The sequence below is a fragment of the Micromonospora acroterricola genome (genome assembly GCF_003172955.1).
In the GTDB taxonomy this organism is placed as follows: domain Bacteria; phylum Actinomycetota; class Actinomycetes; order Mycobacteriales; family Micromonosporaceae; genus Micromonospora; species Micromonospora acroterricola.
In genome coordinates this window covers 14,030-35,455 of record NZ_QGKR01000341.1, presented here as the reverse complement: position 1 = coordinate 35,455, position 21,426 = coordinate 14,030, and the positions used below count along the sequence as shown (strand labels likewise).

General features: G+C 74.1%; 23 protein-coding genes. 17 read left to right on the top strand and 6 right to left on the bottom strand.

Annotated elements, in window-relative coordinates; translation table 11 throughout:
• On the top strand, positions 1-914 hold a 914-nt coding region (locus DKT68_RS28920), incomplete at its 5' end, for a MinD/ParA family ATP-binding protein (protein ID WP_236647118.1).
• 82 nt (positions 915-996) lie between these two features.
• A complete protein-coding gene (locus DKT68_RS28915; protein WP_109820544.1) occupies positions 997-1,797 on the top strand; it encodes a DUF2567 domain-containing protein in 801 nt (266 codons plus the stop codon).
• On the opposite strand, the gene DKT68_RS28910 is transcribed toward DKT68_RS28915, so the two are convergent.
• Positions 1,712-2,416, bottom strand: a complete 705-nt coding sequence (locus DKT68_RS28910) for an LON peptidase substrate-binding domain-containing protein (RefSeq protein ID WP_109820543.1) — start codon at positions 2,414-2,416, stop codon at positions 1,712-1,714. The two genes, DKT68_RS28915 and DKT68_RS28910, sit on opposite strands and share 86 nt — an antisense overlap.
• Positions 2,417-2,522: 106 nt before the next feature.
• Here DKT68_RS28910 and hisD point away from each other — a divergent pair, with 106 nt between their 5' ends.
• The 12 genes from hisD (at position 2,523) to hisF (ending at position 10,731) form a co-directional block, all read left to right on the top strand.
• Positions 2,523-3,845: a histidinol dehydrogenase gene (hisD, locus tag DKT68_RS28905; RefSeq protein WP_109820542.1), complete on the top strand. Its 1,323-nt coding sequence runs from the start codon at positions 2,523-2,525 to the stop codon at positions 3,843-3,845.
• Entirely contained in the window at positions 3,842-4,912 is a 1,071-nt protein-coding gene (locus DKT68_RS28900; RefSeq protein ID WP_109820541.1) for a histidinol-phosphate transaminase, read from the top strand. The genes hisD and DKT68_RS28900 overlap by 4 nt, the downstream gene beginning before the upstream one ends.
• Complete coding sequence (gene hisB, locus DKT68_RS28895) at positions 4,912-5,523, top strand: imidazoleglycerol-phosphate dehydratase HisB (RefSeq protein ID WP_109820540.1); 612 nt, start codon at positions 4,912-4,914, stop codon at positions 5,521-5,523. The genes DKT68_RS28900 and hisB overlap by 1 nt, the downstream gene beginning before the upstream one ends.
• A gap of 49 nt (positions 5,524-5,572) precedes the next feature.
• The gene (locus DKT68_RS30975) at positions 5,573-5,755 is read left to right on the top strand and encodes a hypothetical protein (protein WP_146218446.1); all 183 of its coding nucleotides are present in this window, start codon (positions 5,573-5,575) and stop codon (positions 5,753-5,755) included.
• Entirely contained in the window at positions 5,752-6,384 is a 633-nt protein-coding gene (hisH, locus tag DKT68_RS28890; protein WP_109820539.1) for an imidazole glycerol phosphate synthase subunit HisH, read from the top strand. The genes DKT68_RS30975 and hisH overlap by 4 nt, the downstream gene beginning before the upstream one ends.
• Before the next feature lie 33 nt (positions 6,385-6,417).
• Complete coding sequence (locus DKT68_RS28885) at positions 6,418-6,741, top strand: hypothetical protein (RefSeq protein WP_109820538.1); 324 nt, start codon at positions 6,418-6,420, stop codon at positions 6,739-6,741.
• Positions 6,742-6,755: 14 nt separating this feature from the next.
• Complete coding sequence (gene priA, locus DKT68_RS28880; RefSeq protein WP_109820537.1) at positions 6,756-7,481, top strand: bifunctional 1-(5-phosphoribosyl)-5-((5-phosphoribosylamino)methylideneamino)imidazole-4-carboxamide isomerase/phosphoribosylanthranilate isomerase PriA; 726 nt, start codon at positions 6,756-6,758, stop codon at positions 7,479-7,481.
• A complete protein-coding gene (locus DKT68_RS28875) occupies positions 7,478-7,867 on the top strand; it encodes a RidA family protein (RefSeq protein ID WP_109820536.1) in 390 nt (129 codons plus the stop codon). Before priA ends, DKT68_RS28875 begins: the two co-directional genes overlap by 4 nt.
• Positions 7,868-7,958: 91 nt before the next feature.
• Positions 7,959-8,405 carry a MarR family winged helix-turn-helix transcriptional regulator gene (locus tag DKT68_RS28870; protein ID WP_109820547.1) on the top strand — a complete coding sequence of 149 codons (447 nt, stop codon included), beginning with the start codon at positions 7,959-7,961 and terminating at the stop codon, positions 8,403-8,405.
• 2 nt (positions 8,406-8,407) lie between these two features.
• A complete protein-coding gene (locus DKT68_RS28865) occupies positions 8,408-8,839 on the top strand; it encodes an organic hydroperoxide resistance protein (protein WP_109820535.1) in 432 nt (143 codons plus the stop codon).
• 49 nt (positions 8,840-8,888) lie between these two features.
• Positions 8,889-9,887, top strand: a complete 999-nt coding sequence (locus tag DKT68_RS28860; RefSeq protein WP_109820534.1) for an NADP-dependent oxidoreductase — start codon at positions 8,889-8,891, stop codon at positions 9,885-9,887.
• 76 nt (positions 9,888-9,963) lie between these two features.
• On the top strand, positions 9,964-10,731 hold the full coding sequence (gene hisF / locus DKT68_RS28855) for an imidazole glycerol phosphate synthase subunit HisF (RefSeq protein WP_109820533.1): 768 nt from the start codon (positions 9,964-9,966) through the stop codon (positions 10,729-10,731).
• A 6-nt stretch (positions 10,732-10,737) separates the two neighbouring features.
• Here the strand turns inward: hisF and DKT68_RS28850 are convergent, their stop codons facing one another.
• Both DKT68_RS28850 and yczE read right to left on the bottom strand, forming a co-directional pair.
• Positions 10,738-11,199: a hypothetical protein gene (locus DKT68_RS28850; protein ID WP_109820532.1), complete on the bottom strand. Its 462-nt coding sequence runs from the start codon at positions 11,197-11,199 to the stop codon at positions 10,738-10,740.
• A gap of 101 nt (positions 11,200-11,300) precedes the next feature.
• On the bottom strand, positions 11,301-12,005 hold the full coding sequence (gene yczE / locus DKT68_RS28845; protein ID WP_109820531.1) for a membrane protein YczE: 705 nt from the start codon (positions 12,003-12,005) through the stop codon (positions 11,301-11,303).
• 59 nt (positions 12,006-12,064) lie between these two features.
• Here yczE and yczR point away from each other — a divergent pair, with 59 nt between their 5' ends.
• A complete protein-coding gene (gene yczR, locus DKT68_RS28840) occupies positions 12,065-13,522 on the top strand; it encodes a MocR-like transcription factor YczR (RefSeq protein ID WP_109820530.1) in 1,458 nt (485 codons plus the stop codon).
• Between the two features lie 217 nt (positions 13,523-13,739).
• Here the strand turns inward: yczR and DKT68_RS28835 are convergent, their stop codons facing one another.
• From DKT68_RS28835 to DKT68_RS28825, 3 genes are all read right to left on the bottom strand, one after another.
• A complete protein-coding gene (locus DKT68_RS28835; protein WP_109820529.1) occupies positions 13,740-15,566 on the bottom strand; it encodes an AMP-dependent synthetase/ligase in 1,827 nt (608 codons plus the stop codon).
• A 137-nt stretch (positions 15,567-15,703) separates the two neighbouring features.
• Positions 15,704-16,579 (bottom strand): terpene synthase family protein, encoded by an 876-nt coding sequence (locus tag DKT68_RS28830; RefSeq protein WP_236647117.1) that lies wholly within the window; start codon positions 16,577-16,579, stop codon positions 15,704-15,706.
• Positions 16,580-16,778: 199 nt separating this feature from the next.
• Entirely contained in the window at positions 16,779-17,408 is a 630-nt protein-coding gene (locus DKT68_RS28825) for a TIGR03085 family metal-binding protein (RefSeq protein WP_109820527.1), read from the bottom strand.
• A 174-nt stretch (positions 17,409-17,582) separates the two neighbouring features.
• Between DKT68_RS28825 and DKT68_RS28820 the strand changes: the two genes are divergently transcribed.
• Both DKT68_RS28820 and DKT68_RS28815 read left to right on the top strand, forming a co-directional pair.
• Complete coding sequence (locus DKT68_RS28820; RefSeq protein ID WP_109820526.1) at positions 17,583-19,466, top strand: ABC transporter ATP-binding protein; 1,884 nt, start codon at positions 17,583-17,585, stop codon at positions 19,464-19,466.
• A gap of 114 nt (positions 19,467-19,580) precedes the next feature.
• Complete coding sequence (locus DKT68_RS28815) at positions 19,581-21,362, top strand: ABC transporter ATP-binding protein (protein WP_109820525.1); 1,782 nt, start codon at positions 19,581-19,583, stop codon at positions 21,360-21,362.
• The last annotated feature ends 64 nt before the right edge of the window (positions 21,363-21,426 follow it).

Below are 21,426 nucleotides of genomic sequence, written 5' to 3'. Positions count from 1 at the left end.
CACCTGCCCCAGCGGTCGCGCCGCCGCCCGCCCCGCCGGTCGGTTCGGCGATCGCCCAACGCGGCTTCCCGGCGCGGGTCGAGTGGCGTCCGCAGCCCGTCGACCAGGAGCTGGAGCGCGCCACCGCGGTGCTCCGCCGCGATCTCGGCACTCCACGGGTGTTCGCCTTCGCCAACCCCAAGGGCGGGGTGCACAAGACCACCGCCACCGTGCTCGCCGCGGCCACCGTCGGCAGCGTTCGCGGCCGGGGCGTGCTGGCCTGGGACGACAACGAGCTGCGCGGCACCCTCGGGCTGCGCGCCGGCAGCGCCCGGCACGCCCGGACCATCCGCCACCTGATCACCGAGCTGGCCCAGATCGAGATCCTCGAGGGCGCGCCCCTGCTGGAGCGCCTCGACGACTACCTGCGGCACGCCTCCGACGGCTCGTACGACGTGCTGGCAGGTGAGGAGAGCCCGCGCTTCGCCCAGCGCCTGGACCAGTTCACCGTCCGGCGGGTGCTGGAGCTGCTGCGGCGTACCCACGACGTGGTCTGCGTGGACACCGGCAACAACGTGGAGAGCCCCAACTGGCGCACCGTGATGCAGGCCGCCGACCAGTTGGTGGTGACCACGGTGCCCCGGGAGGACGCGGCCTTCAGCGCCGACTGGATGCTCGACCTGCTGCACGAGGTGGGCATGGGGGAGCTGGCCGACAACGCCGTCACGCTCATCTCCTGCCCGACGCCGGGCCGCTCCGCCCTGCAGGACGACCTGGAGCGGCACTTCGCCACCCGTACCCGCGCCGTCGCCGTGGTGCCCTACGACCCTGCGCTCGAGACCGGGTCGTCGATCGAGTACCACCAGCTCCAGCCGGAGACCCGGCAGGCGTGGCTGCGCGCCGCCGCGGTCATGGTGGAGCCGTTCGCCCGGTGACCGGACCGGGCGCGGTCACGTCATCCGGCGGGAGCGCCGATGACCGTGCACGGCCCGAGCGGCGAGCTGAGAGGATCATCGGGTGAACCCCGACAGCCCCGAATCCGACCGGCCCACGCCGTCCGGTGACGAGTCGCCCGCTTCCCCGGCACCGGCCGACCCGGTCACCGAGCAGCGCCCGGACGCCACCCAGCCGGACGTCGACGGAGACTCCGGCCCGCGCCCGGTCGACCCACCGCGCCGGCCGGGCCGGACCGGGGCGACGATCGTCGGCGTCGCACTCGCGCTCGCCGTGCTGGGTGCGCCGCTCGGGCTGCTGTGGGCCGCGCTCGCGCCCGACACCCCGGTGCTCAAGACCGCCGAGGGCGCGATCTACGCCGAGCCGCAGCCGGAGCAGCCGATCGCCGCGGACGGCTGGTTCAGCCTGCTCGGGCTCGCCTTCGGGGTGCTCGCGGCGCTCGTCCTGTGGTTCGTGCTGCGCCGGCGGCGCGGCCCCGTCGGGCTGCTCGCCGCCGTGCTCGGCACGCTGGCCGCCGCGCCGGTGGCCTGGCAGGTGGGTCGGCGGGTCGGCCTGGCCACCTTCGACCGACTGCTGGCCGGCGCCCCGGCCGGCCAGGCCTTCACCAAACCCGCCGACCTGCGGGCCGGTGGCGTGGACTGGCTGCTGGGCGTGCTGCCCGTGCCGCACGGCAACCTGCTGCTGCCGGCGTTCGGCGCCGCGGTCACGTACACCTTGCTGGCCGGCTGGTCACGGTGGCCGTCGCTGCGCCCGGAGCCGGAGCCCGACCCGGCCGCGCTCAGTTGGGTGTCGGCGGGGACGCCAGCTCCGACAGCGGCACCGGAACCGCCCGCACCTGGCGCAGCAGAGCCGCCTCGCGGTTGAGCAACCGCAGCTCCGCCCGGAGCCGGGCGGCCGTGTCGTCGATCGCCAGCAGCCGCTGCCGGTCGTCGACGGTCAGCGCCGCGGTCGCCGCCACCAGGTGGGAGAGCACGGTCGGGTCCTCCGGCAGCTGCTCGGAGATCTCCTCCGGGTCGGACCGGATCAGGCCCAGGTACTGCCGGAACACCGCGATCACGCGGGCGGCCAGCAGATCGGCCACCTCGTCCGGACCTGCCGGCTCGGGCAGCCACTCGACGTCGGCGGTCAGGTAGGGCGCGGCGTCCTCGTCGACGTCGGCGATCCGGAAACGGCGCCGGCCGACCGTGACGATGTCGAAGCCGCCGTCGGCCAACTCGGTCACCTGGCGCAGCTCGGCGGTGCAGCCCACCTCGTGCAGGGTGACCTCGCCGCCGCCGGGCGTCTGTCGGGCGCCCGGACCGGCCGGCGCGACCTCCCAGCCGGCCTGGATGGCCACCACCCCGAACTCGCGCGGGACGCCCTCGGGCTGGGCGACCAGGTGCCGGACCAGGGCCCGGTAACGCTCCTCGAAGATGTGCAGCGGCAGCACCAGCCCGGGAAAGAGCACCGTTGCGAGCGGGAACACCGGCAGCCGTGCGGTCACAGGGTCGAGCCTAGCCAATCTCGCCCACGTCGGCGTGGCCCGGCTCACCGTCCCGGCGTACGGGCGGCTGGGGTGGGCTGCGACCGGGCCGCCTAGACTCGCAAGGGTGCTGAATCGGATCGACCTGCGCAATGGTCTCGGAGACCCGCGCCGCCTGCTGCCCCGTGCCCAGCTCGACGTCTCGGTGGCCGTCGAGCGGATCCGGCCGCTCGTGGAGGCGGTCCGGGAACATGGGTACCCGGCGATCCGGGAGGCCAGTGAACGGTTCGACGGGGTCTCCCCGGAGGTGCTGCGCGTGCCGGTCGAGGCGATCGCCGAGGCCGAGGGGGTGCTCGACCCGGACGTGCGTGCGGCGCTGCTGGAGTCCATCACCCGGGCCCGGAGGGTGCACGACGACCAGCGGCGTACCGAGCACACCACCCAGGTGGTGCCCGGCGGCACGGTCACCGAGCGGTGGCTGCCGGTCGACCGGGTCGGTCTCTACGTGCCCGGTGGGCTGGCCATGTACCCGTCGACCGTGGTCATGAACGTGGTGCCGGCCCAGGCGGCCGGCGTGCGCTCCCTGGTGGTGGTGAGCCCGCCGCAGAAGGACAACGGCGGCCTGCCCGACGCCCGGGTGCTCGCCGCGTGCGCGCTGCTCGGCGTCGACGAGGTCTACGCGGTGGGCGGCGCCCAGGCGGTGGCGATGCTGGCGTACGGCGCGGCGGTGGACCCGGCGGGTGACGCGCGCTGCGAGCCGGTCGACCTGGTCACCGGCCCCGGCAACATCTGGGTGACCGCCGCCAAGCGGCTGCTGCGCGGCGTCGTGGGCATCGACGCCGAGGCGGGGCCGACCGAGATCGCCATCCTGGCCGACGACAGCGCCGACCCGGCGCACGTGGCCGCCGACCTGATCAGCCAGGCCGAGCACGACCCGCTCGCCGCGAGCGTGCTGGTCACCCCGTCGGTGGCCCTCGTCGAGGCGGTCGAGCGGGAGCTGGCCCGGCAGGTGCCGGCGACCAAGCACGCCGAGCGGGTCACCACCGCGCTGACCGGCGAGCAGAGTGGCGTGGTCCTGGTCGACGACCTTGAGGCCGGCCTGCGCGTGGTCGACGCGTACGCGGCCGAGCACCTGGAGATCCAGACCGTCGACGCCCGGGAGTGGGCGCTGCGGGTGCGCAACGCGGGGGCGATCTTCGTGGGCGCCTGGTCGCCGGTGTCGCTCGGCGACTACTGCGCCGGCTCCAACCACGTGCTGCCCACCGGCGGCTGTGCCCGGCACTCCTCCGGCCTGTCGGTGCAGTCCTTCCTGCGGGGCGTGCACCTGATCGAGTACACGCGGGACGCGCTGCGCGAGGTGGCCCCGCACGTGGTCACCCTCGCCACCGTGGAGGACCTGCCGGCGCACGGCCAGGCCGTCCGGGCCCGCTTTCCGGGAGGGCCGGCGTGAGCACGCTGGACGACCTGCCGATCCGCGACGACCTGCGGGGGCTGTCGCCGTACGGCGCGCCGCAGCTGGACGTGCCGGTGCGGCTGAACACCAACGAGAACTCCTACCCGGTGCCGGAGCCGGTGGTGGAGGCGATCGGCAAGGCGCTCGCCGCCGAGCTGCGCGACCTGAACCGCTACCCGGACCGGGACGCGGTGGCGCTCCGCGCCGACCTGGCCGGGTACCTCGGGCACGGGCTCACCGTCGAGCAGGTGTGGGCGGCCAACGGCTCCAACGAGATCCAGCAGCAGCTGCTCCAGGCGTTCGGCGGTCCGGGTCGCAGCGCGCTCGGCTTCGTGCCGGCGTACTCGATGCACCCGCTGCTGGCGCTCGGCACCGGCACCCGGTGGGTGCCGGCGCGGCGTGGCGTCGACTTCGGGCTGACCGCCGAGGAGGCGGTCGCCCAGGTCCGCGAGCACCGGCCCGACGTGGTCTTTCTCTGCTCGCCGAACAACCCCACCGGCACGGCCCTGGACCCGGCGGTGGTCGCCGCGGTGCTCGACGCGGCGCCCGGCATGGTGGTGGTCGACGAGGCGTACGCCGAGTTCGCCCGGCCCGGCACGGTCAGCGCCCTCGCCGTGCTGCCCGGGCACCCGCGGCTGGTGGTGACCCGCACGATGAGCAAGGCGTTCGGCTTCGCCGGCGGGCGGCTGGGCTACCTGGCCGCCGACGCGGCGGTGGTGCAGGCGGTGCAGCTGGTCCGGCTGCCGTACCACCTGTCCGCGCTGACCCAGGCCGCGGCCCGCGCGGCGCTGGCCCACCGCGACGCCCTGCTCGGTACGGTGAGCGCGATCATGGCGCAGCGGGACCGGATCGTGGCGACGCTGCGCGAGCGCGGGTCCCGGGTGGCCGACAGCGACGCCAACTTCGTGCTCTTCGAGGTGGGCGGCGACCAGGCCACCGCCTGGCGCGCCCTGCTGGAGCAGGGGGTTCTGGTCCGCGACGTCGGCCTGCCCGGCTGGCTGCGGGTCACCGCCGGCACCCCCGCCGAGACCGACGCGTTCCTTTCTGCGATGGAGACATTCTGATGAGCCGGACCGCCCGGGTGGAGCGGATCACCAAGGAGACCAAGGTCCTCGTCGAGATCGACCTCGACGGCACCGGCACGGCCGAGATCAGCACGGGGGTCGGCTTCTACGACCACATGCTGCACCAGATCGCCCGGCACGGCGGCTACGACCTGACCGTGCGCACGGTGGGCGACCTGGAGATCGACGCGCACCACACCATGGAGGACACCGCGCTCGCGCTGGGCGCCGCGTTCGACCAGGCGCTGGGCGACAAGGCCGGCATCCGGCGGTACGGCTCGGCGACCGTCCCGATGGACGAGGTGCTGGTCCGGGCCGCGGTGGACCTGTCCGGCCGGCCGTACGTGGTGCACGACGAGCCGGCGCTCGCGCCGTACATCGGGCCGGTGTACCCGACGAGCATGACCCGGCACATCTGGGAGTCCTTCGGCCAGGCGGCCCGGATCACCCTGCACGTGGACGTGCTGCGGGCGGCCCGGCCGGGCGGTCACCCGGACGCGCACCACGTGGTGGAGGCGCAGTTCAAGGCGGTCTCCCGGGCGCTGCGCGAGGCCACCGCGATCGACCCGCGGGCGGCGGGCGCGATCCCGAGCACGAAGGGAGCGCTCTGATGAGCGCGAGGAGTGCAGCGCAGCGGAGCCCCGCAGTCGCGAATGGCAGGTGGCACTAATGGGTGCGGCGCTGCCGACGTTGTTGCTGATCCTGGCCGGGGTGCTGGTGGGCGGGGTCTGGTCGCTGTACCGGCAGGGCGCGCCGAAGGGCGCGGTGGTGGCCACCGCCCTGTTGGCCCTGTTGGCGACCGCCGGCGGGGTGCTGTGGCTGCTCCCGGAGTCGGGCTCGTGAGCGGCGTCGTGGTGCTCGACTACGGCTCGGGCAACCTGCGCTCGGCGGAGCGGGCGCTGGCCGCCGCCGGCGCGGACGTGCGGGTGACCGACGACCTGGCGGCCGCAGCCGACGCCGAGGGGCTGGTGGTGCCGGGGGTCGGCGCGTTCGCGGCGTGCATGGCCGGGATCGAGGCGCTCGGCGCCGGCCCGGTGATAGCCGAGCGGGTGGCCGCCGGCCGGCCGGTGCTCGGCATCTGCGTGGGCATGCAGGTGCTGTTCGAGCACGGCGACGAGCACGGCGTGGTGACGAAGGGGCTCGGGCTGCTGCCCGGCGGGGTGACCCGGCTGGCCGCCACCCGGTTGCCGCACATGGGCTGGAACACGGTCCGCGCGCCCCGGGAGTCGGTGCTCTTCGCCGGGATGCCGCCGCAGAGCCGGTTCTACTTCGTCCACTCGTACGCCATGGGTGACCCGGCGGCGCTGGCGGCCGCCGGCGCCACGGTGACGACGGCCCACCATGACACCGACTTCGTCGCCGCGGTGGAGCGTGGTCCGCTCTCGGCGGCCCAGTTCCATCCGGAGAAGTCCGCCGACACCGGTGCCGCGCTGCTGCGCAACTGGCTTGCCACGCTGCCCAGCGGTGGCTGAGCGTCGTCCGGCGACCGCCCGCTGGGGGCGGCGATGAGCCGGGAACGGGCCCGCCGCCGGGCCGAACGCGAGGCGGAGCAGGCCCGGGAGCGGGCAGTCCGGCAGCGCCGGGTGGCGCGCCGTCAGCGTCGCCGGGCGGTGGTCCGCCGGTTGACGCCGCAGCTGCGGCGGGGCCGGTCGGGCCGGCTGGCCCGGCACACCCGGGGCGAGCGGGCCGCGATCGTGCTGCTCACCGGGGCGGCGCTGATCCTGATCTGGACGTTCGTCGACAATCTGGCGTTGCGTGTCGCGCTGATCGTGCTGTTGCTGCTCGTACTGCCGGCGATCGTGGTGATCGCCCTGGACCGCCGTACCTGATCGAGGAGAAGACGTTGAGCCTCACCCTGTTACCCGCCGTGGACGTCGCCGACGGCCGGGCCGTCCGGCTCGTGCAGGGCGCCGTCGGTAGCGAGAGCATCTACGGCGACCCGCTGGACGCGGCGCTGGCCTGGCAGAGCGACGGCGCCGAGTGGATCCACCTGGTCGACCTGGACGCCGCGTTCGGCCGGGGCACCAACGCGCACCTGCTCGCCGAGGTGGTGCGCCAGCTCGACGTGAAGGTGGAGCTCTCCGGTGGCATCCGGGACGACGAGTCGCTGCGCGCGGCGCTGGGCACCGGTGCGGCCCGGGTGAACATCGGCACCGCCGCCCTGGAGGACCCGGTGTGGTGCGACCGGGTGGTCGGGGAGTACGGCGACCGGGTGGCGATCGGGCTGGACGTACGCGGCCGTACCCTCTCCGCGCGCGGCTGGACGCGGGACGGCGGTGACCTGTACGAGGTGCTGGAGCGGTTGGACAAGGCGGGCGCGAGCCGCTACGTGGTCACGGACATCACCAAGGACGGCACCATGCGGGGCCCGAACCTGGACCTGTTGGGCGAGGTGTGCGCGCGGACCGACCGGCCGGTGATCGCCTCCGGTGGCGTGTCCACGCTGGACGACCTGCGGGCGCTGGCGACCCTGGAGTCGGCGGGGGTGGAGGGCGTCATCGCCGGCAAGGCTCTCTACGCGGGCGCCTTCACGGTGGCCGAGGCGCTGCGGACGCTGGCCGAGGCGTGACGACCACCCGACTCGGCTCGGGCGGCCCGTGGGAGCAGCGGTACGGCTACTCCCGGGTGGTCCGGGCCGGTGACCTGGCGTGGACGGCCGGCTGCACGGCCACCGTGGACGGTCGGGTGGTGCACGTCGGGGACGCCGCCGCGCAGACCGCCCAGGCGCTGCGGATCGGGCTGGCCGCGCTCGCCGAGGTGGGTGCGCAGCCGGGTGACGTGGTCCGGACCAGGATGTACGTGACCGACCGGCTGCACGCCGACGAGGTGGGCCGGGCGCACAACGCGGTCTTCGGCGCGGTGCGGCCGGCGGCGACGCTGGTGGTGGTGGCTGGTCTGCTAGACCCGGAGCACCTGGTCGAGGTGGAGCTGGAGGCGTACCTCGCGGACCGCTGAGGCGGTGCCGCTGGTCGTCCGGTGACCGTGTCCCGACCGCAGTCCGGTCGGATCGGTTGTGCACAATTCAATTGTGGGCTACGGTTCAACGGTGACCGATGACCTGGTGCTCCGCCGGCAGGTGTGCTTCGCGCTCTACGCCGCGTCGCGCGCCCTGACCGACGTCTACCGGCCGATCCTCGACCGGTTGGGGCTGACCTACCCGCAGTACCTGGTGCTGCTGGTGCTCTGGGAGCGTCCCGACGACGCCCCCACGGTCTCCGAGCTCGGCGCCGAGCTGCGACTGGACTCCGGCACGCTCTCCCCGCTGCTCAAGCGGCTGGAGGCGGCGGGCCTGGTGGTGCGGCAGCGCTCGGCGCGCGACGAGCGGCGGGTCGAGGTGGGCCTCACCGAGCAGGGCCGGGCGCTGCGGCAGCAGGTGGACGACGTCCCGCTGCGGATCGCCCGGGCGACCGGGCTCGGCATCGCCGAGCTGGTCGAGCTGCGCGACACCCTCACCCGGGTCACCGACACCATCCACCGACAGAAGGAGCAGTGACCATGCAGGTGCTCTACACCGCGTCAGCGACGGCCAGCGGCGACGGCCGGGACGGCCACGTCGAGACCTCCGACGGCACGTTCACGCTCGACCTGGCCGTGCCGAAGGAGATGGGTGGCGCCGGTGGCGCCGCCAACCCCGAGCAGCTCTTCGCCGCCGGCTACGCGGCCTGCTTCCACGGCGCGCTCCGACTGGTCGCCCGCCGGGCCAAGGCCGACGTGACCGGCTCGGTCGTCGCCGCCGAGGTGGGCATCGGCCCGAACGGCAGCGGCGGGTTCGGGCTCACCGTGCGGCTCGTCGTCGACCTGCCCGCCGTGCCCCGCGAGGCCGCCGAGCAGCTCGTCGAGCAGGCCCACCAGGTCTGCCCGTACTCGAACGCCACCCGCGGCAACATCGACGTCGCGCTGACCGTCCGCGAGTCCCTGGCCGCGTGACGTCGCGGAGGACCCAGGCCCCGACCGCGGACGAGAGGACGACCACCCCGTGACCAGCAACCGTGAGATCCACCTGGCCAGCCGCCCCCAGGGCTGGCCCACCGAGGAGAACTTCCGGCTCGTCGAGACCGACGTCCCGACGCCCGGCCCGGGCCAGATCGTGGTCCGCAACCAGTACATGTCCGTCGACCCGTACATGCGGGGCCGGATGAACGACGTCAAGTCGTACGTGCCGCCGTTCGCGCTCGACGCGCCGCTCGACGGCGGCGCGATCGGCGAGGTGGTCGCCAGCGAGGCCGCCGACATCGCCGTCGGCGACACCGTCCTGCACGGGCTGGGCTGGCGGGAGTACGCGCTGCTCGGCGCCACCGCCGCCCGCCGGGTCGACCCGGGCGTCGCCCCGGTCAGCGCGTATCTCAGCGTGCTCGGCATGACCGGGCTGACCGCGTACGCCGGGCTGCTGGAGGTGGCCGCGATGAGGCCCGGCGAGACCGTCTTCGTCTCCGCCGCGGCCGGCGCGGTCGGCAGCCTGGTCGGCCAGATCGCCAAGCTCAAGGGCGCCGGCCGGGTGATCGGCAGCGCCGGCTCGCCGGCCAAGGTCGAGCGGCTGCGGGCGCTGGGCTTCGACGCCGCCTTCGACTACCACGACGGGCCGGTACGCGAGTCGCTGAAGGCGGCCGCCCCGGACGGCGTCGACGTCTACTTCGACAACGTCGGCGGCGACCACCTGGAGGCGGCGATCTCGGCGATGAACCTGCACGGCCGGGCCGCCATCTGCGGCATGATCGCGCAGTACAACGCCACCGAGGCGCCGGCCGCGCCGCGCAACCTGGCGCTGGTCATCGGCAAGCGGCTCACCCTGCGCGGCTTCCTGGTGGGCGACCACGGCAACCTGCGCGAGGCGTTCGTCCGCGACGTCGCCGGCTGGCTGCGCGAGGGCCGGCTCTCCTACGACGAGACGATCGTGGACGGCATCGAGAACGCCCCGGAGGCGTTCCTCGGCGTCCTGCGCGGCGACAACCTGGGCAAGATGCTCGTCCGGGTGTGAGTCCCGATTCGATGCGGGGCGGTGGCCGGCCTCACAGGTCGGTCGCCGCCCCGTGCGCGGAGGATAGGCTCGCGGCATGACGGTGGCGGTGCGGGTGATCCCGTGTCTGGACGTGGACGCCGGGCGGGTGGTCAAGGGGGTCAACTTCCTCGACCTGCGCGACGCCGGTGATCCGGTGGAGCTGGCCGCCGCCTACGACCGGGCCGGCGCGGACGAGCTGACCTTCCTCGACGTCACCGCGTCCTCCAGCGACCGGGGCACCATGCTCGACGTGGTGCGTCGCACCGCCGAGTCGGTGTTCATCCCGCTGACCGTCGGCGGCGGCGTCCGCCAGGTCGCCGACGTGGACACCCTGCTGCGCGCCGGCGCGGACAAGGTCGGCGTGAACACCGCCGCCATCGCCCGGCCCGAGCTGATCGCCGAGATCGCCGACCGGTTCGGCCGGCAGGTGCTGGTGCTCTCCCTCGACGTGCGCCGAGCCCCGGCCGGCGACACGCCCAGCGGTTTCGAGGTCACCACGCACGGCGGCCGGCGCGGCACCGGGATCGACGCCGTGTACTGGGCGCGGCGGGGGGCCGAGCTGGGCGCGGGGGAGATCCTGCTCAACTCGATGGACGCCGACGGCACCAAGGCGGGCTTCGACCTGGAGCTGATCGGCGCGGTGCGCGCGGTGGTGGACGTGCCGGTGGTGGCCAGTGGCGGGGCCGGCGAGGTGGCCCACTTCCCGCCGGCGATCGGGGCTGGCGCGGACGCGGTGCTCGCCGCCAGCGTCTTCCACTTCGGCGAGCTGACCGTGGCCGACGTCAAGGACGTGCTGCGCCGCAGCGGCCACCCGGTGCGCTGAGCCCGGTCAGTGCCCCCCGGAGTGCTCCTCCGGTGAACGTCGGGGCGTGGGGATCGAGCGCACCACGTACTCCTGGACGGCCGCCGCGTGGTCGGCCTCGTCCAGGTTCCACTCGGCGCTGCCGGGGGCGTGGCCACGGCTGAGCACGCCCTGCACGGTGTCCACCATGGTCGCCACACCGGCGCGCGGTCGGCTGCGCCAGAGCTGCTCGCCCTCGGCGGTGATTCGGAACCAGCCGTCGGCGACGCTGACCAGCCCTGCGCCGACCAGCCGGCGGACCGCGGCCTCCACCTCGTGCCGCTGCGGGATCGCGTGGTTGAGGTGGTCGGCGGTGGAGAGCACGTCGGTCAGGCGGACGCCCTCCGGCCGGCGACTGGTCGCGGACCGGCGGTGCCGCCCCGCCCCGCTCGCGATCACCAGCGACACGAAGATCCAGGCGTCGGTCCAGCGCCAACCGTTCTCCCCCATGCAGAGATGATGACGGCGCGCGTCGCGGAAGGGAACACCCACCCACCATCCGGCCCGCGTCCACACCGCCGCGTGCCGGTGCGTGAACCGTCGGTGAACGCTCAGCCGGCCGGGGCCACCGGCGCGACCGTCCCCGGCGCCGGCGGGGCGGCCGGCGGGTTCGGACCGGCGGCGGGCGGGTCGGGTACGGCGGCGCGCGGCTCGGCCACCGCGAACAGCGGGATGAAGAGCTGCGCCAGCGGACCGATCGCCAGCGCGTACGCCACGGTGCCCAGGCCGACCGTGCCGCCGAGCAGCCAGCCCAGCGCGAGCACGGTGACCTCGATGACCGTGCGCACCAGCCGGATCGACCAGCGGGGCCGGCGGGCCACGAGGCCGGTCATCAGCCCGTCGCGCGGACCGGGGCCCAGGCGGGCGCCGAGGTAGAGACCGGTGGCCGCGCCGTTGGCGACGATCCCGGTGATCAGCATCGCGATCCGTACGCCGAGCGGGCCGCCCGCCGGCAGCAGGGCCAGTGTGGCGTCCACGACCAGGCCGATGACCACCACGTTGCTGACCGTGCCGAGACCGGGGCGCTGCCGCAGCGGGATCCAGAGCAGCAGCACCAGCGCGCCGACCGCGATGGTGACCGTGCCGAAGGAGAGCCCGGTCAGTTCGGACAGCCCCTGGTGGAACACGTCCCACGGGTCGAGGCCCAGGTCGGAGCGGACCAGCAGAGCCATGCTGACCCCGTAGAGGATCAGCCCGGCGTAGAGCTGGGTCAGCCGTCGTACCGGCCGGTGCCGCAGATTGCCAATCAGTGCCATGCGTGCCACCCTAGGTGCCAATCCTCCCCGAGGAAGAAGCCAATATCGGAGGAGTGGCCATGACCGGTCAGGTGCGGGGCGTCCAATTGGCTCGTCTGCTCGGGCAGTGGCACGCCCTGCCGGGCCGCCGCCGCAGCCCCGACTACGCGGCCCTGGCGGGCGCGGTGCGCGGGCTGCTCGCCGACGGCCGGCTGCCGCTCGGCGTCCGCCTGCCGGCGGAACGGGAGCTGGCCGAGGCGCTGCGGATCAGCCGGACGACGGTGACTGCCGCGTACCGGCAGCTGCGCGAGACCGGGCACCTGGCCAGCCGGCGGGGCGCCGGCAGCTGGACCATGCTGCCCGGCAACCACCGGGTGGCCAGCACCGGGCTGTGGACGCCGCTGGACGACCGGGAGATGATCGACCTCGGCGTCGCCGCGCTGGCCGCCCCGCCGCAGCTGCTGGCGGCCGCCCGCGCCGCCGCCGAGGACCTGCCCCGCTACCTGGGCGGGGCCGGCTACCACCCGACCGGCATCATCGAGCTGCGCGAGGCGGTGGCCGACGGGTACACCGAACGGGGCCTGCCCACCTCGGCCGACCAGATCATGGTCACCAGCGGCACCCAGCACGCGCTGGACCTGGTGCTGCGACTCGCGCTGGCGCCCGGCGGCAGCGTGCTGGTCGAGTCCCCGACCTACCCCAACGCGCTCGCCGCGCTGGCCGGCCGGCGGGCCCGGATCACCACGCACGGCCTGGCCGCCGACGCCGGCGGCTGGGAGTCCGACCTCCTGCTGGGCAGCCTCCGGCAGACCCGGCCCAAGCTGGCCTACCTGATCCCGGAGTTCCAGAACCCGACCGGGCACCTGATGCCGGCCTCGCTGCGCGAGCGGGTGGTGGCCGCCGCCCACGCCGTCGGCACCGATCTCGTCATCGACGAGTCCTTCGTGGACCTGCCGCTGGACGGCACCGAGCTGCCCCCGCCGACGGCCACCTTCGACCGGCACAGCCGGGTGATCAGCATCGGTGGGATGAGCAAGCCGTACTGGGGTGGCCTGCGGATCGGCTGGGTCCGCGCGTCCGCGCCGCAGGTGCAGCGACTGGCCGCCGTCCGGGTCGGTGTCGACATGGCGAGCCCGGTGCTGGACCAACTGGTCGCCGTGCACCTGCTCGCCGACGCGAAGGCCATCGTCGCGGACCGCCGCACCCAGCTCGCCGCCCAGCGCGACGCGCTGCTCGGCGCGCTGGCGCACCGGCTGCCGGACTGGCGGGTCACCGTGCCGCGCGGCGGCGTCACGCTCTGGGCGGAGCTGGACGGCCCGGTCTCCAGCGCGCTGGCCCGGGCGGCCGAGGAGGTCGGTGTCCGGCTGGCGCCCGGGCCCCGGTTCGGCCTGGACGGCACCCTGGAGCGCTTCCTGCGCCTGCCGTTCACCCTGCCCGCCGCCGACCTGGTGGAGGCCGTCGGCCGGATCGCCGCGGTCCGCTACGACCTGGACCGGACCGGCCGGCAGCGGTGGCGGGAGCCCGCCGTCATCGCCTGAGCCCGTCGCCCGGCGCGCCCGCCTCCGGACGGTCCGACGCGGCGGCCGCGGGTGCAGAGGCTTGTCGACGCGCCGCTGCGCCGGGTGCGCGAGGCGGCCCGGAGCAACTCGCCGCCGAGGCCGAGCAGACGCACTCGCCGGGGGAGCACCCGTGAGACGCCGGCGGCCCCGAACCCTGGTGGGTGCGGGGCCGCCGGCGGTCGACTCGGCGCTCGGCTCAGAGCTCGGCGAGGGTGCCGGCGTACATCTTGTCGATCTCGGCGGCGAAGTTGCTCTCCACACCGCGCCGCTTGATCTTCAACGACGGGGTGATCTCGCCGTCCTCGATGGTGAGGTCGCGCGGCAGGATCGCCACCTTCTTGATCGTCTCCCAGCGGTTGAGCTTGGCGTTGAGCTGGGCGACGTACTCCTCGACCATCGCCTGGGCCTCCGGCGAGGCGACGATGGCGGAGTAGTCGCGGCCCTCCAGCGGGCCGCCGGCCACCCAACCCCGGATCGCGTCCGGGTCCAGCGTGACCAGCATCGTGCAGAAGTTCCGGGCCTGCCCGACGACGACGGCCTGCGAGGTGTACGGGCAGATGGCCTTGAACATCCCCTCGATGTGCGACGGCGCGATGTACTTGCCGCCCGAGGTCTTGACCAGGTCCTTCTTGCGGTCGGTGATCCGCAGGTAGCCCTGCTCGTCGAGGCTGCCGATGTCGCCGGTGCGGAAGAAGCCGTCCTCGGTGAACGCGGCGGCGGTCTCCTCCGGCAGGTTGTGGTAGCCCCGCATCACCGGCCGGCCGCGGACCAGGATCTCCCCGTCGGTGTCGATCCGGCACTCCAGGTCACCCATCGCCCTGCCCACCGTGCCGATCCGCAACCCGGCGGGCGGGTTGACGAAGTTGCCGGCGCTCGTCTCGGTCAGGCCGTAGCCCTCGGAGATCGGCAGGTTGGCGGCGGCGAAGAACGTGGCGATCTCCGGGCTGAGCGGAGCGGCGCCGGAGACCAGCACCCGCATCCGGCCGCCCAGGCGGGCCTGGAGCTTGCTGAACACGAGCTTCTCGGCCACCCCGTAGCGCAGCTTCAGCCCGGCCGGCACCGGCTTGCCGGCCTGCTCCAGGGCGACCTTCTCCTTGCCGACCCGGACGCCCCAGGCGAAGATCTTCGCCTTCGCGCCGCCGGCGCCCTGCGCAGTGGTCACGGCCTTGTTGTAGACCTTCTCGAACACCCGGGGGGCGCCGCACATCAGCGTCGGCCGGATCACCGAGAGCAGGTCGACCAGCTTGTCCACCCGCCCGTCGACGTAGGTGGGCAGGCCGACGTGGATGGCGCCGCAGAGCAGGGTCTTGCCGAACGAGTGGGCCAGCGGCAGCCACAGGTACTGCAGGTCGTCGTCGCGGAGCAGCCCGACCTCGGCCTGGGCCACGGCCTCCCAGCACCAGCCGCCGTGCAGCAGCTCGACGCCCTTGGGCTGGCCGGTGGTGCCGGAGGTGTAGATCAGGGTGGCCAGGTGGTCCGGACCGATGCCCGCCACCAGCATGTCGATCAGCTCCGGCTCGGCGGCCAGCGCGCGGGCGCCCCGCTCCTCCAGCTCGGCGAGAGTGAGCTGGGGGATCGCGGCGGACGCGTCGGCGGCGCCGTCGAGGAGGACGACGTGGGTCAACGCGGGCAGGTTGGCGCCGGCGATCTTGGCGGCCTGGGCCGGGTTCTCCGCAAAGAGCACCTTCGAGGCCGAGTCGGCGATGATGTAGGTCGCGTCCGCCGGCTCGGTGGTCGGGTAGACGGTGGTGGTCGCGCCGCCCGCGCACATGATGCCGAGGTCGGCGATCACCCAGTCCAGCCGGGTGTTGGCGAGGATCGCGACCGGATCCTCCTGGCCGACGCCCAGGCCGTGCAGACCGGCGGCGACCGCCTTGGCGCGCTGACCGACCTGGGCCCAGGTCAGCCAGACGGGGCCCGAATCGTCGGGGGCCGGGGAGGCGAACGCGTGCCGGTCGGGGGTGGCCGCCACGCGCTTGAGGAACATGTCCGGGATGGAGCGGTACGGGACATCGAGAGCCATCGCTGTAGCCGCCTTCGGGGGTGGTGGCGTGACGGTCGTCACGTCAGGCTGGTTACCGAAGAGTATTGCCTGGCACCGGGCATCGGCTAGCCCCGGTGATCGTCCGGCCGTTCCGTCCCACCAACCGGTACGGCGGATCAGGCGTACCGGGCGGCCACCAGTGACCAGTCGTAGGTTGCCCGGACCCAGTTGCGTCGGGCGGTGAGCGCCGCCCGCACCGCGTCGTCCCCGTCGGCCAGCAGCGCGTCCTCCGCCGTCAGGTACGTAGCCAGCCCCTCGTTGAACCGGTCCGCCGCCGCCCGCAGCGCGCCCGCCTCGTCCGCGCCGCTCGCCTGGGCGATCACCGTCACCAGGTTGTGCGCGTCCGGGTCGGCCAGGCTCTCCTTGCCGTAGGAGAAGACGTCGTTGCACCAGCAGACCAGGTCCACCGCCAGCAGATCCAGGGTGACCAGCGCCGGGTCGGCGCGCCGACCCGGCCCGGGCGGCTCCTCCGACGCCAGGTCGGTCAGGGTGAGGCAGGGGTGCACACCGCCGATGTGCCGGCGCAGTTGGATGTACTCCGCCACCTCGGGCACCCGCCGACGCTCCCGGTTGGCCGCCTCCCACAGCAGCGCCAGCAGGTACTCCCGAATCTGGGTGACGAACCGCAGCAGCAGCGTCGGGTGGCCGTGCAGCCGGGTCCGGCGACACAGGTCGTGCAGCGCGTCACCCAGCGGCCCCACGGCGGGCGGTACGACGTCCGGGTCGCCGCACCGGTCCAGCACGTCGAGCAGGGTGCTGATCGCCGGCCCCAGCCGGCCCGGGTCGGCGCCCAGCCCGTCCTCGTCGCAGGCGTCGTCCATGACGAAGAGCCAGGAGATCAGGTCGGTGAGCAGCCGCAGCCCCTCCACCGACCCGTCCGGGCAGGCGCGACCGGCCAGGCCGGCGGCGTCGGCCCGTTGCAGCCGGTGCACACGATGGCTCGAGTCGACCAGCCCGAACGCGCGCGCCCACTCGACGCTCTCGCTCGCCACCTGATCCGTGGCCCCATGGCGCCCCGCGGGAAACGGGGGCTCCCGCAGCGCCGAGATCGCGAAACTCCGCACAGTACGCCCCCACTCGTGCCGCCCCGGCGCGGAACGGCGCGGTGAAGCGTACGGGAGCAGGGATCGTCACGTGTCGCTGGGAGCGATCCATTCCACAAAGGAGCTGTGACCGCGTGAGCGCGCAGAGTCACATCCCCAGGCTGGCGTTGCGCAACTGCCGCGCGGACGCCGCCGGGCCGTCCAACTGGACCCGGGCCACCCGTTGCCGGCCGGAGAGGAACAGGGCCAACTCGGCCGGGGCGCCGACCACCCGCAACGGCTCGCCACCGCGGCCGACGGAGATCTCGCCGAACCCGGGCGCCTGCACGTAGAGGTCCGCCGGAAAGCGCCGCAGCGTCAGCCGGGCCAGCGGAGCGACCCTCTTCCAGAGCGCGGCCTGCATGCCCCGTGGCAGCTCGCGTGGCAGCCACCCGGACCCGGTCCGCCGCACGTCCTCGTGGTGGATGAAGAACTCCAGCGTGTTGGCCAGCTCGTCGGTCAACGGGTTGCTGACCGGGCTCCACACCGGCGGCCTGCGCACCTGCTCCACCAGCTCGCCGTAGGGCCGGGCGGCGATGTGGCGACGGACCCGTTCGGCGTACGCGCGCAGCGGGGCCAGCATGATCCCGCCGGCCGCGTCCGGGCGGCGCTCCCGCAGCACCAGGTGCGCGGCGAGGTCGCGGGTCGCCCAGCCCTCGTTGATCGTCGGCGCGTTCGGCCCGAGGGCCAGCAGGAGATCGGCCAGCGCCTCGCGCTCGGCTCGGGCGTACCGCGACATGGCCCGATCGTAGGCCCGGACGCCTGCCAGCGCGCTCCCGGCGGACACGGGTGGGCGTGGCCCGCCTCGTCGCCGCCCGCTACGTGACGGTCGACATATGCGATCCGAGTCGGCGGGGGAGGTCCGGACCGGTAAGGATGAGGGAGATAATTGTGGCTTACGGCGGGGGAGAGCGTGGCGAGCAGGACAAGTCGGGATGTGCTTGGCCGCGGGCTGGGGGTCCTCAGGCAGGCGATCCGCGAGCAGCCAAGGATCTTCACGGTGGCGGTGGTCGGCAGCGTGCTGTTCGGCTCGATGGTCATCGTCAGCGCGTACGTGGTCGGCGGGGTCGTCGGCGACGTGGTGGTGCCGGCCATCGCCCGGGGCGAGGTGGCCACCGGCACCCTGGCGCTGGCCGCGATCGCGCTGTTCGGGATCAGCGTGCTGCGGGTCGTGGGCATCTTCGGTCGCCGGCTCGGCGCCGGCTACATGCAGTACCGCCTCCAGGCCGCGTACCGGCGGCGGGTCACCCGACGCTACCTGGAGCTGCCGCTGTCCTGGCACCACCGCAACGCCACCGGCACGCTGCTCTCCAACGCCAACTCGGACGTCGAGGCGGCCTGGTACCCGATCGCGCCGCTGCCCTTCGCGGTCGGCACCGTGGTGATGCTGGTCGGCGCGATCGTCTCGCTGTTCGCCACCGACTGGGCGCTGGCGCTGGTCGGTCTCGCGGTCTTCCCCGCGCTGTTCGCGCTGAACGTCGTCTACTCACGCCGCATGGCGCCCCGGCAGGCCCGGGCGCAGCGGCTGCGCGCCGAGGTCAGCGGGATCGCCCACGAGAGCTTCGACGGCGCGCTCGTGGTCAAGACGATGGGCCGCGAGGCGCAGGAGACCGCCCGCTTCGCCGGCCGCGCCGGTGAGCTGCGCGACGCGCTGATCGCGGTCGGCCGGCTGCGCGGCGTCTTCGACCCGCTGCTGGAGACGTTGCCCAGCCTCGGCACCCTGGCCGTTCTGGTCGTCGGGGCGTTCCGCCTGCGGCAGGGCGCGATCAGCGTCACCGAGCTGGTCAGCGTGGCCTTCCTCTTCACCGTGCTGGCCTTCCCGGTGCGGGCCATCGGCTGGGTGCTGGCCGAGCTGCCGCGCAGCGTCGCCGGCTGGGACCGCGTCCGCCGGGTGCTCGACGCCACCGGCGAGATGCCGTACGGGCGGCGGGTGCTCGACCCGGCCACCCGGGGCCCGGCCACCCTCACCTTCACCGACGTGCACTTCTCCTACCCTCCGGCCGAGGCCCACCAGCCGGGCGCGCAGGTGCTCGGCGAGGTCGGCTTCACGGTGCCGGCCGGGCGGACGGTGGCCCTGGTGGGGCCCACCGGCGCCGGCAAGTCGACCATCGCCTCGCTGGCGGTGCGCCTGGTCGACCCGGACGCCGGCACCGTCGAGCTGGATGGCGTCGACGTGCGTGAGCTGACCGCCGCGTCGCTGGCCGGCACGGTGGCCCTGGTCGCCCAGGTGCCGTTCGTCTTCGACGACACGGTCCGCGCCAACATCGCCCTCGACCGGTCGGGCATCGACGACGAGGACGTCTGGGCCGCGCTGCGGCTGGCCGAGGCGGACGGCTTCGTCGCGGCGCTGCCCGACGGCCTGGACACGATGGTCGGCGAGCGCGGCACCTCGCTCTCCGGCGGGCAGCGGCAGCGGCTCACCCTGGCCCGTGCGCTGGCCGGTCGACCTCGACTGCTGGTGCTCGACGACGCGACCAGCGCGGTGGACCCGCGGGTGGAGGCGGCGATCCTGGCCGGGCTGCGCGCGTCCGCGGGCGAGCCCGGGGTGCCGGCCGCGTCGATCCTGGTGGTGGCGTACCGCCGGGCCACCATCGCGCTGGCCGACGAGGTCATCTACGTGGAGCAGGGGCGGGTGATCGCCCGGGGCACGCACAGCGAGCTGCTGGCCACCGTGCCCGGCTACGCCGATCTGGTCACCGCCTATGAGCAGGCGGACGTGGACCGCACGCAGGAGCAGTCGTACGAGGACGAGGTCGCCCCGTTGCCGTCGGGCCTGGAGATCGAGGTGGACCGGTGAGCGCGAGGAGTGCAGCGAAGCGGAGCCCCGCAGTCGCGAACGAAAGGCCAGCCCGGTGAGCGCGAGGAGTGCAGCGAAGCGGAGCCCCGCAGTCGCGAACGAAAGGCCAGCCCGATGAGTGGGAAGACCGATGAGCGGGACGAGCGGGTGGAGACGACCTGGCAGACCCTGCGCCGGGGGCTGGCGCTCTCGCCGGAGCTGCGGATCGGTCTGGCCGGCACGCTGGGCCTGGCGCTGGTCTACATGGTCGGCCGGGTGGCCGTACCGGTCGCTGTGCAGCAGGGCATCGACCGCGGCATCATCGGCGGCCTGAACCTGGACGTGGTCTGGACGGTGGTGGCGATCACCGCGGCGATCCTCACGGTCACCACGCTGTGCGGCTACCTGATGATGCGCCGGCTGTTCACGGTCAGCGAGACGGCGCTGGCCAACGTGCGCACCCGGGCGTTCCGGCACGTGCACGACCTGTCGATGCTGCACCAGCAGTCGGAGCGGCGGGGCTCGCTGGTCTCCCGGGTGACCAGCGACGTCGACCAGATCACCCAGTTCCTCCAGTGGGGCGGGGTGATCTTGCTGGTCAACCTCGGTCAGCTGGTGGTCACCACGATCGTCATGCTGGCGTACTCCTGGCAGTTGACCCTGGTGGTGCTGGCGGCGTTCCTGCCGGCGGTGTTCATCATCCGGCAGCTGCAACGGCGCCTCGGGTCGGCGTACGCGACGGTGCGTCAGCGCACCGGCGCGCTGCTCGGCGCGATCGGCGAGAGCGTGGTGGGAGCGCCGGTGATCCGGGCGTACGGCATCGCGGGGCGCACCGCGCGGCGGCTGGACGACGCTATCGACAGTCAGCGCCAGGCGCAGCAGCGGGCGATCCGGATCAGCATCGTGGGCAGCTCGGTCGGCGAGCTGGCCGCCGGGTTGGCGCTGGCCGGCGTGGTCGTGCTCGGGGTGACGCTCGGAGTGGACGGCACGCTGTCGATCGGCCAGCTGACCGCGTTCCTCTTCCTGGTCACGTTGTTCATCCAGCCGGTGCAGATCGCCACGGAGGTGCTCAACGAGGCGCAGAACGCGATCGCCGGCTGGCGGCGGGTGCTCGACGTGCTGGATGTCGCCCCGGACGTGGCGGACCCGGGGGAGCAGGGGCGGGATCTGCCGGGCGGGCCGCTGGACATCCGGTTCGCCGGGGTGCGGTTCGCCTACCCGGGGGGTCCGCCGGTGCTGCACGACATCGACCTGGAGATTCCGGCGAAGAGCCGGGTGGCGGTGGTCGGCGAGACCGGCAGCGGCAAGACCACCTTCGCCAAGCTGCTCACCCGGCTGATGGACCCGTCGGCGGGCGCGGTGCTGCTGTCCGGGGTGCCGCTGGCGGAGGTCCGGTTCGACTCGCTGCGCTCCCGCGTGGTGATGGTCCCGCAGGACGGGTTCCTCTTCGACGCGACGGTGGGGGAGAATGTCCGGTTCGCCCGGCCGGATCTGACCGACGAGCAGCTCCGCGCCGCGTTCACCGAGTTGGGCCTGGGGGACTGGCTCGACGGCCTGCCGGCCGGCCTGGACACTCCGGTGGGCGAGCGCGGTGAGGCGCTCAGCGTCGGCGAGCGGCAGTTGGTCGCGCTGGCCCGGGCGTACGTGGCCGACCCGGACCTGCTGGTGCTGGACGAGGCGACCAGCGCGGTGGACCCGGCGACCGAGGTGCGCCTGCAACGCACGCTGGACGCGGTAACCCGGGGTCGGACGACCCTGGCCATCGCGCACCGGCTCTCCACGGCGCAGGCCGCCGACGAGGTGATCGTGGTGGACCGGGGGCGAGTCGTGCAGCGCGGCCCGCACGACGAGCTGGTCCGTGACGCCGACTCGGTCTACGGCCTTCTCTACGCCTCCTGGCTGGAGCAGACCCGGTAACGGATCGGCGTCCACCTGCGCCGGGATGGCTGGACGCCGTTGATCGGGTGCTCTACGCTCCGGG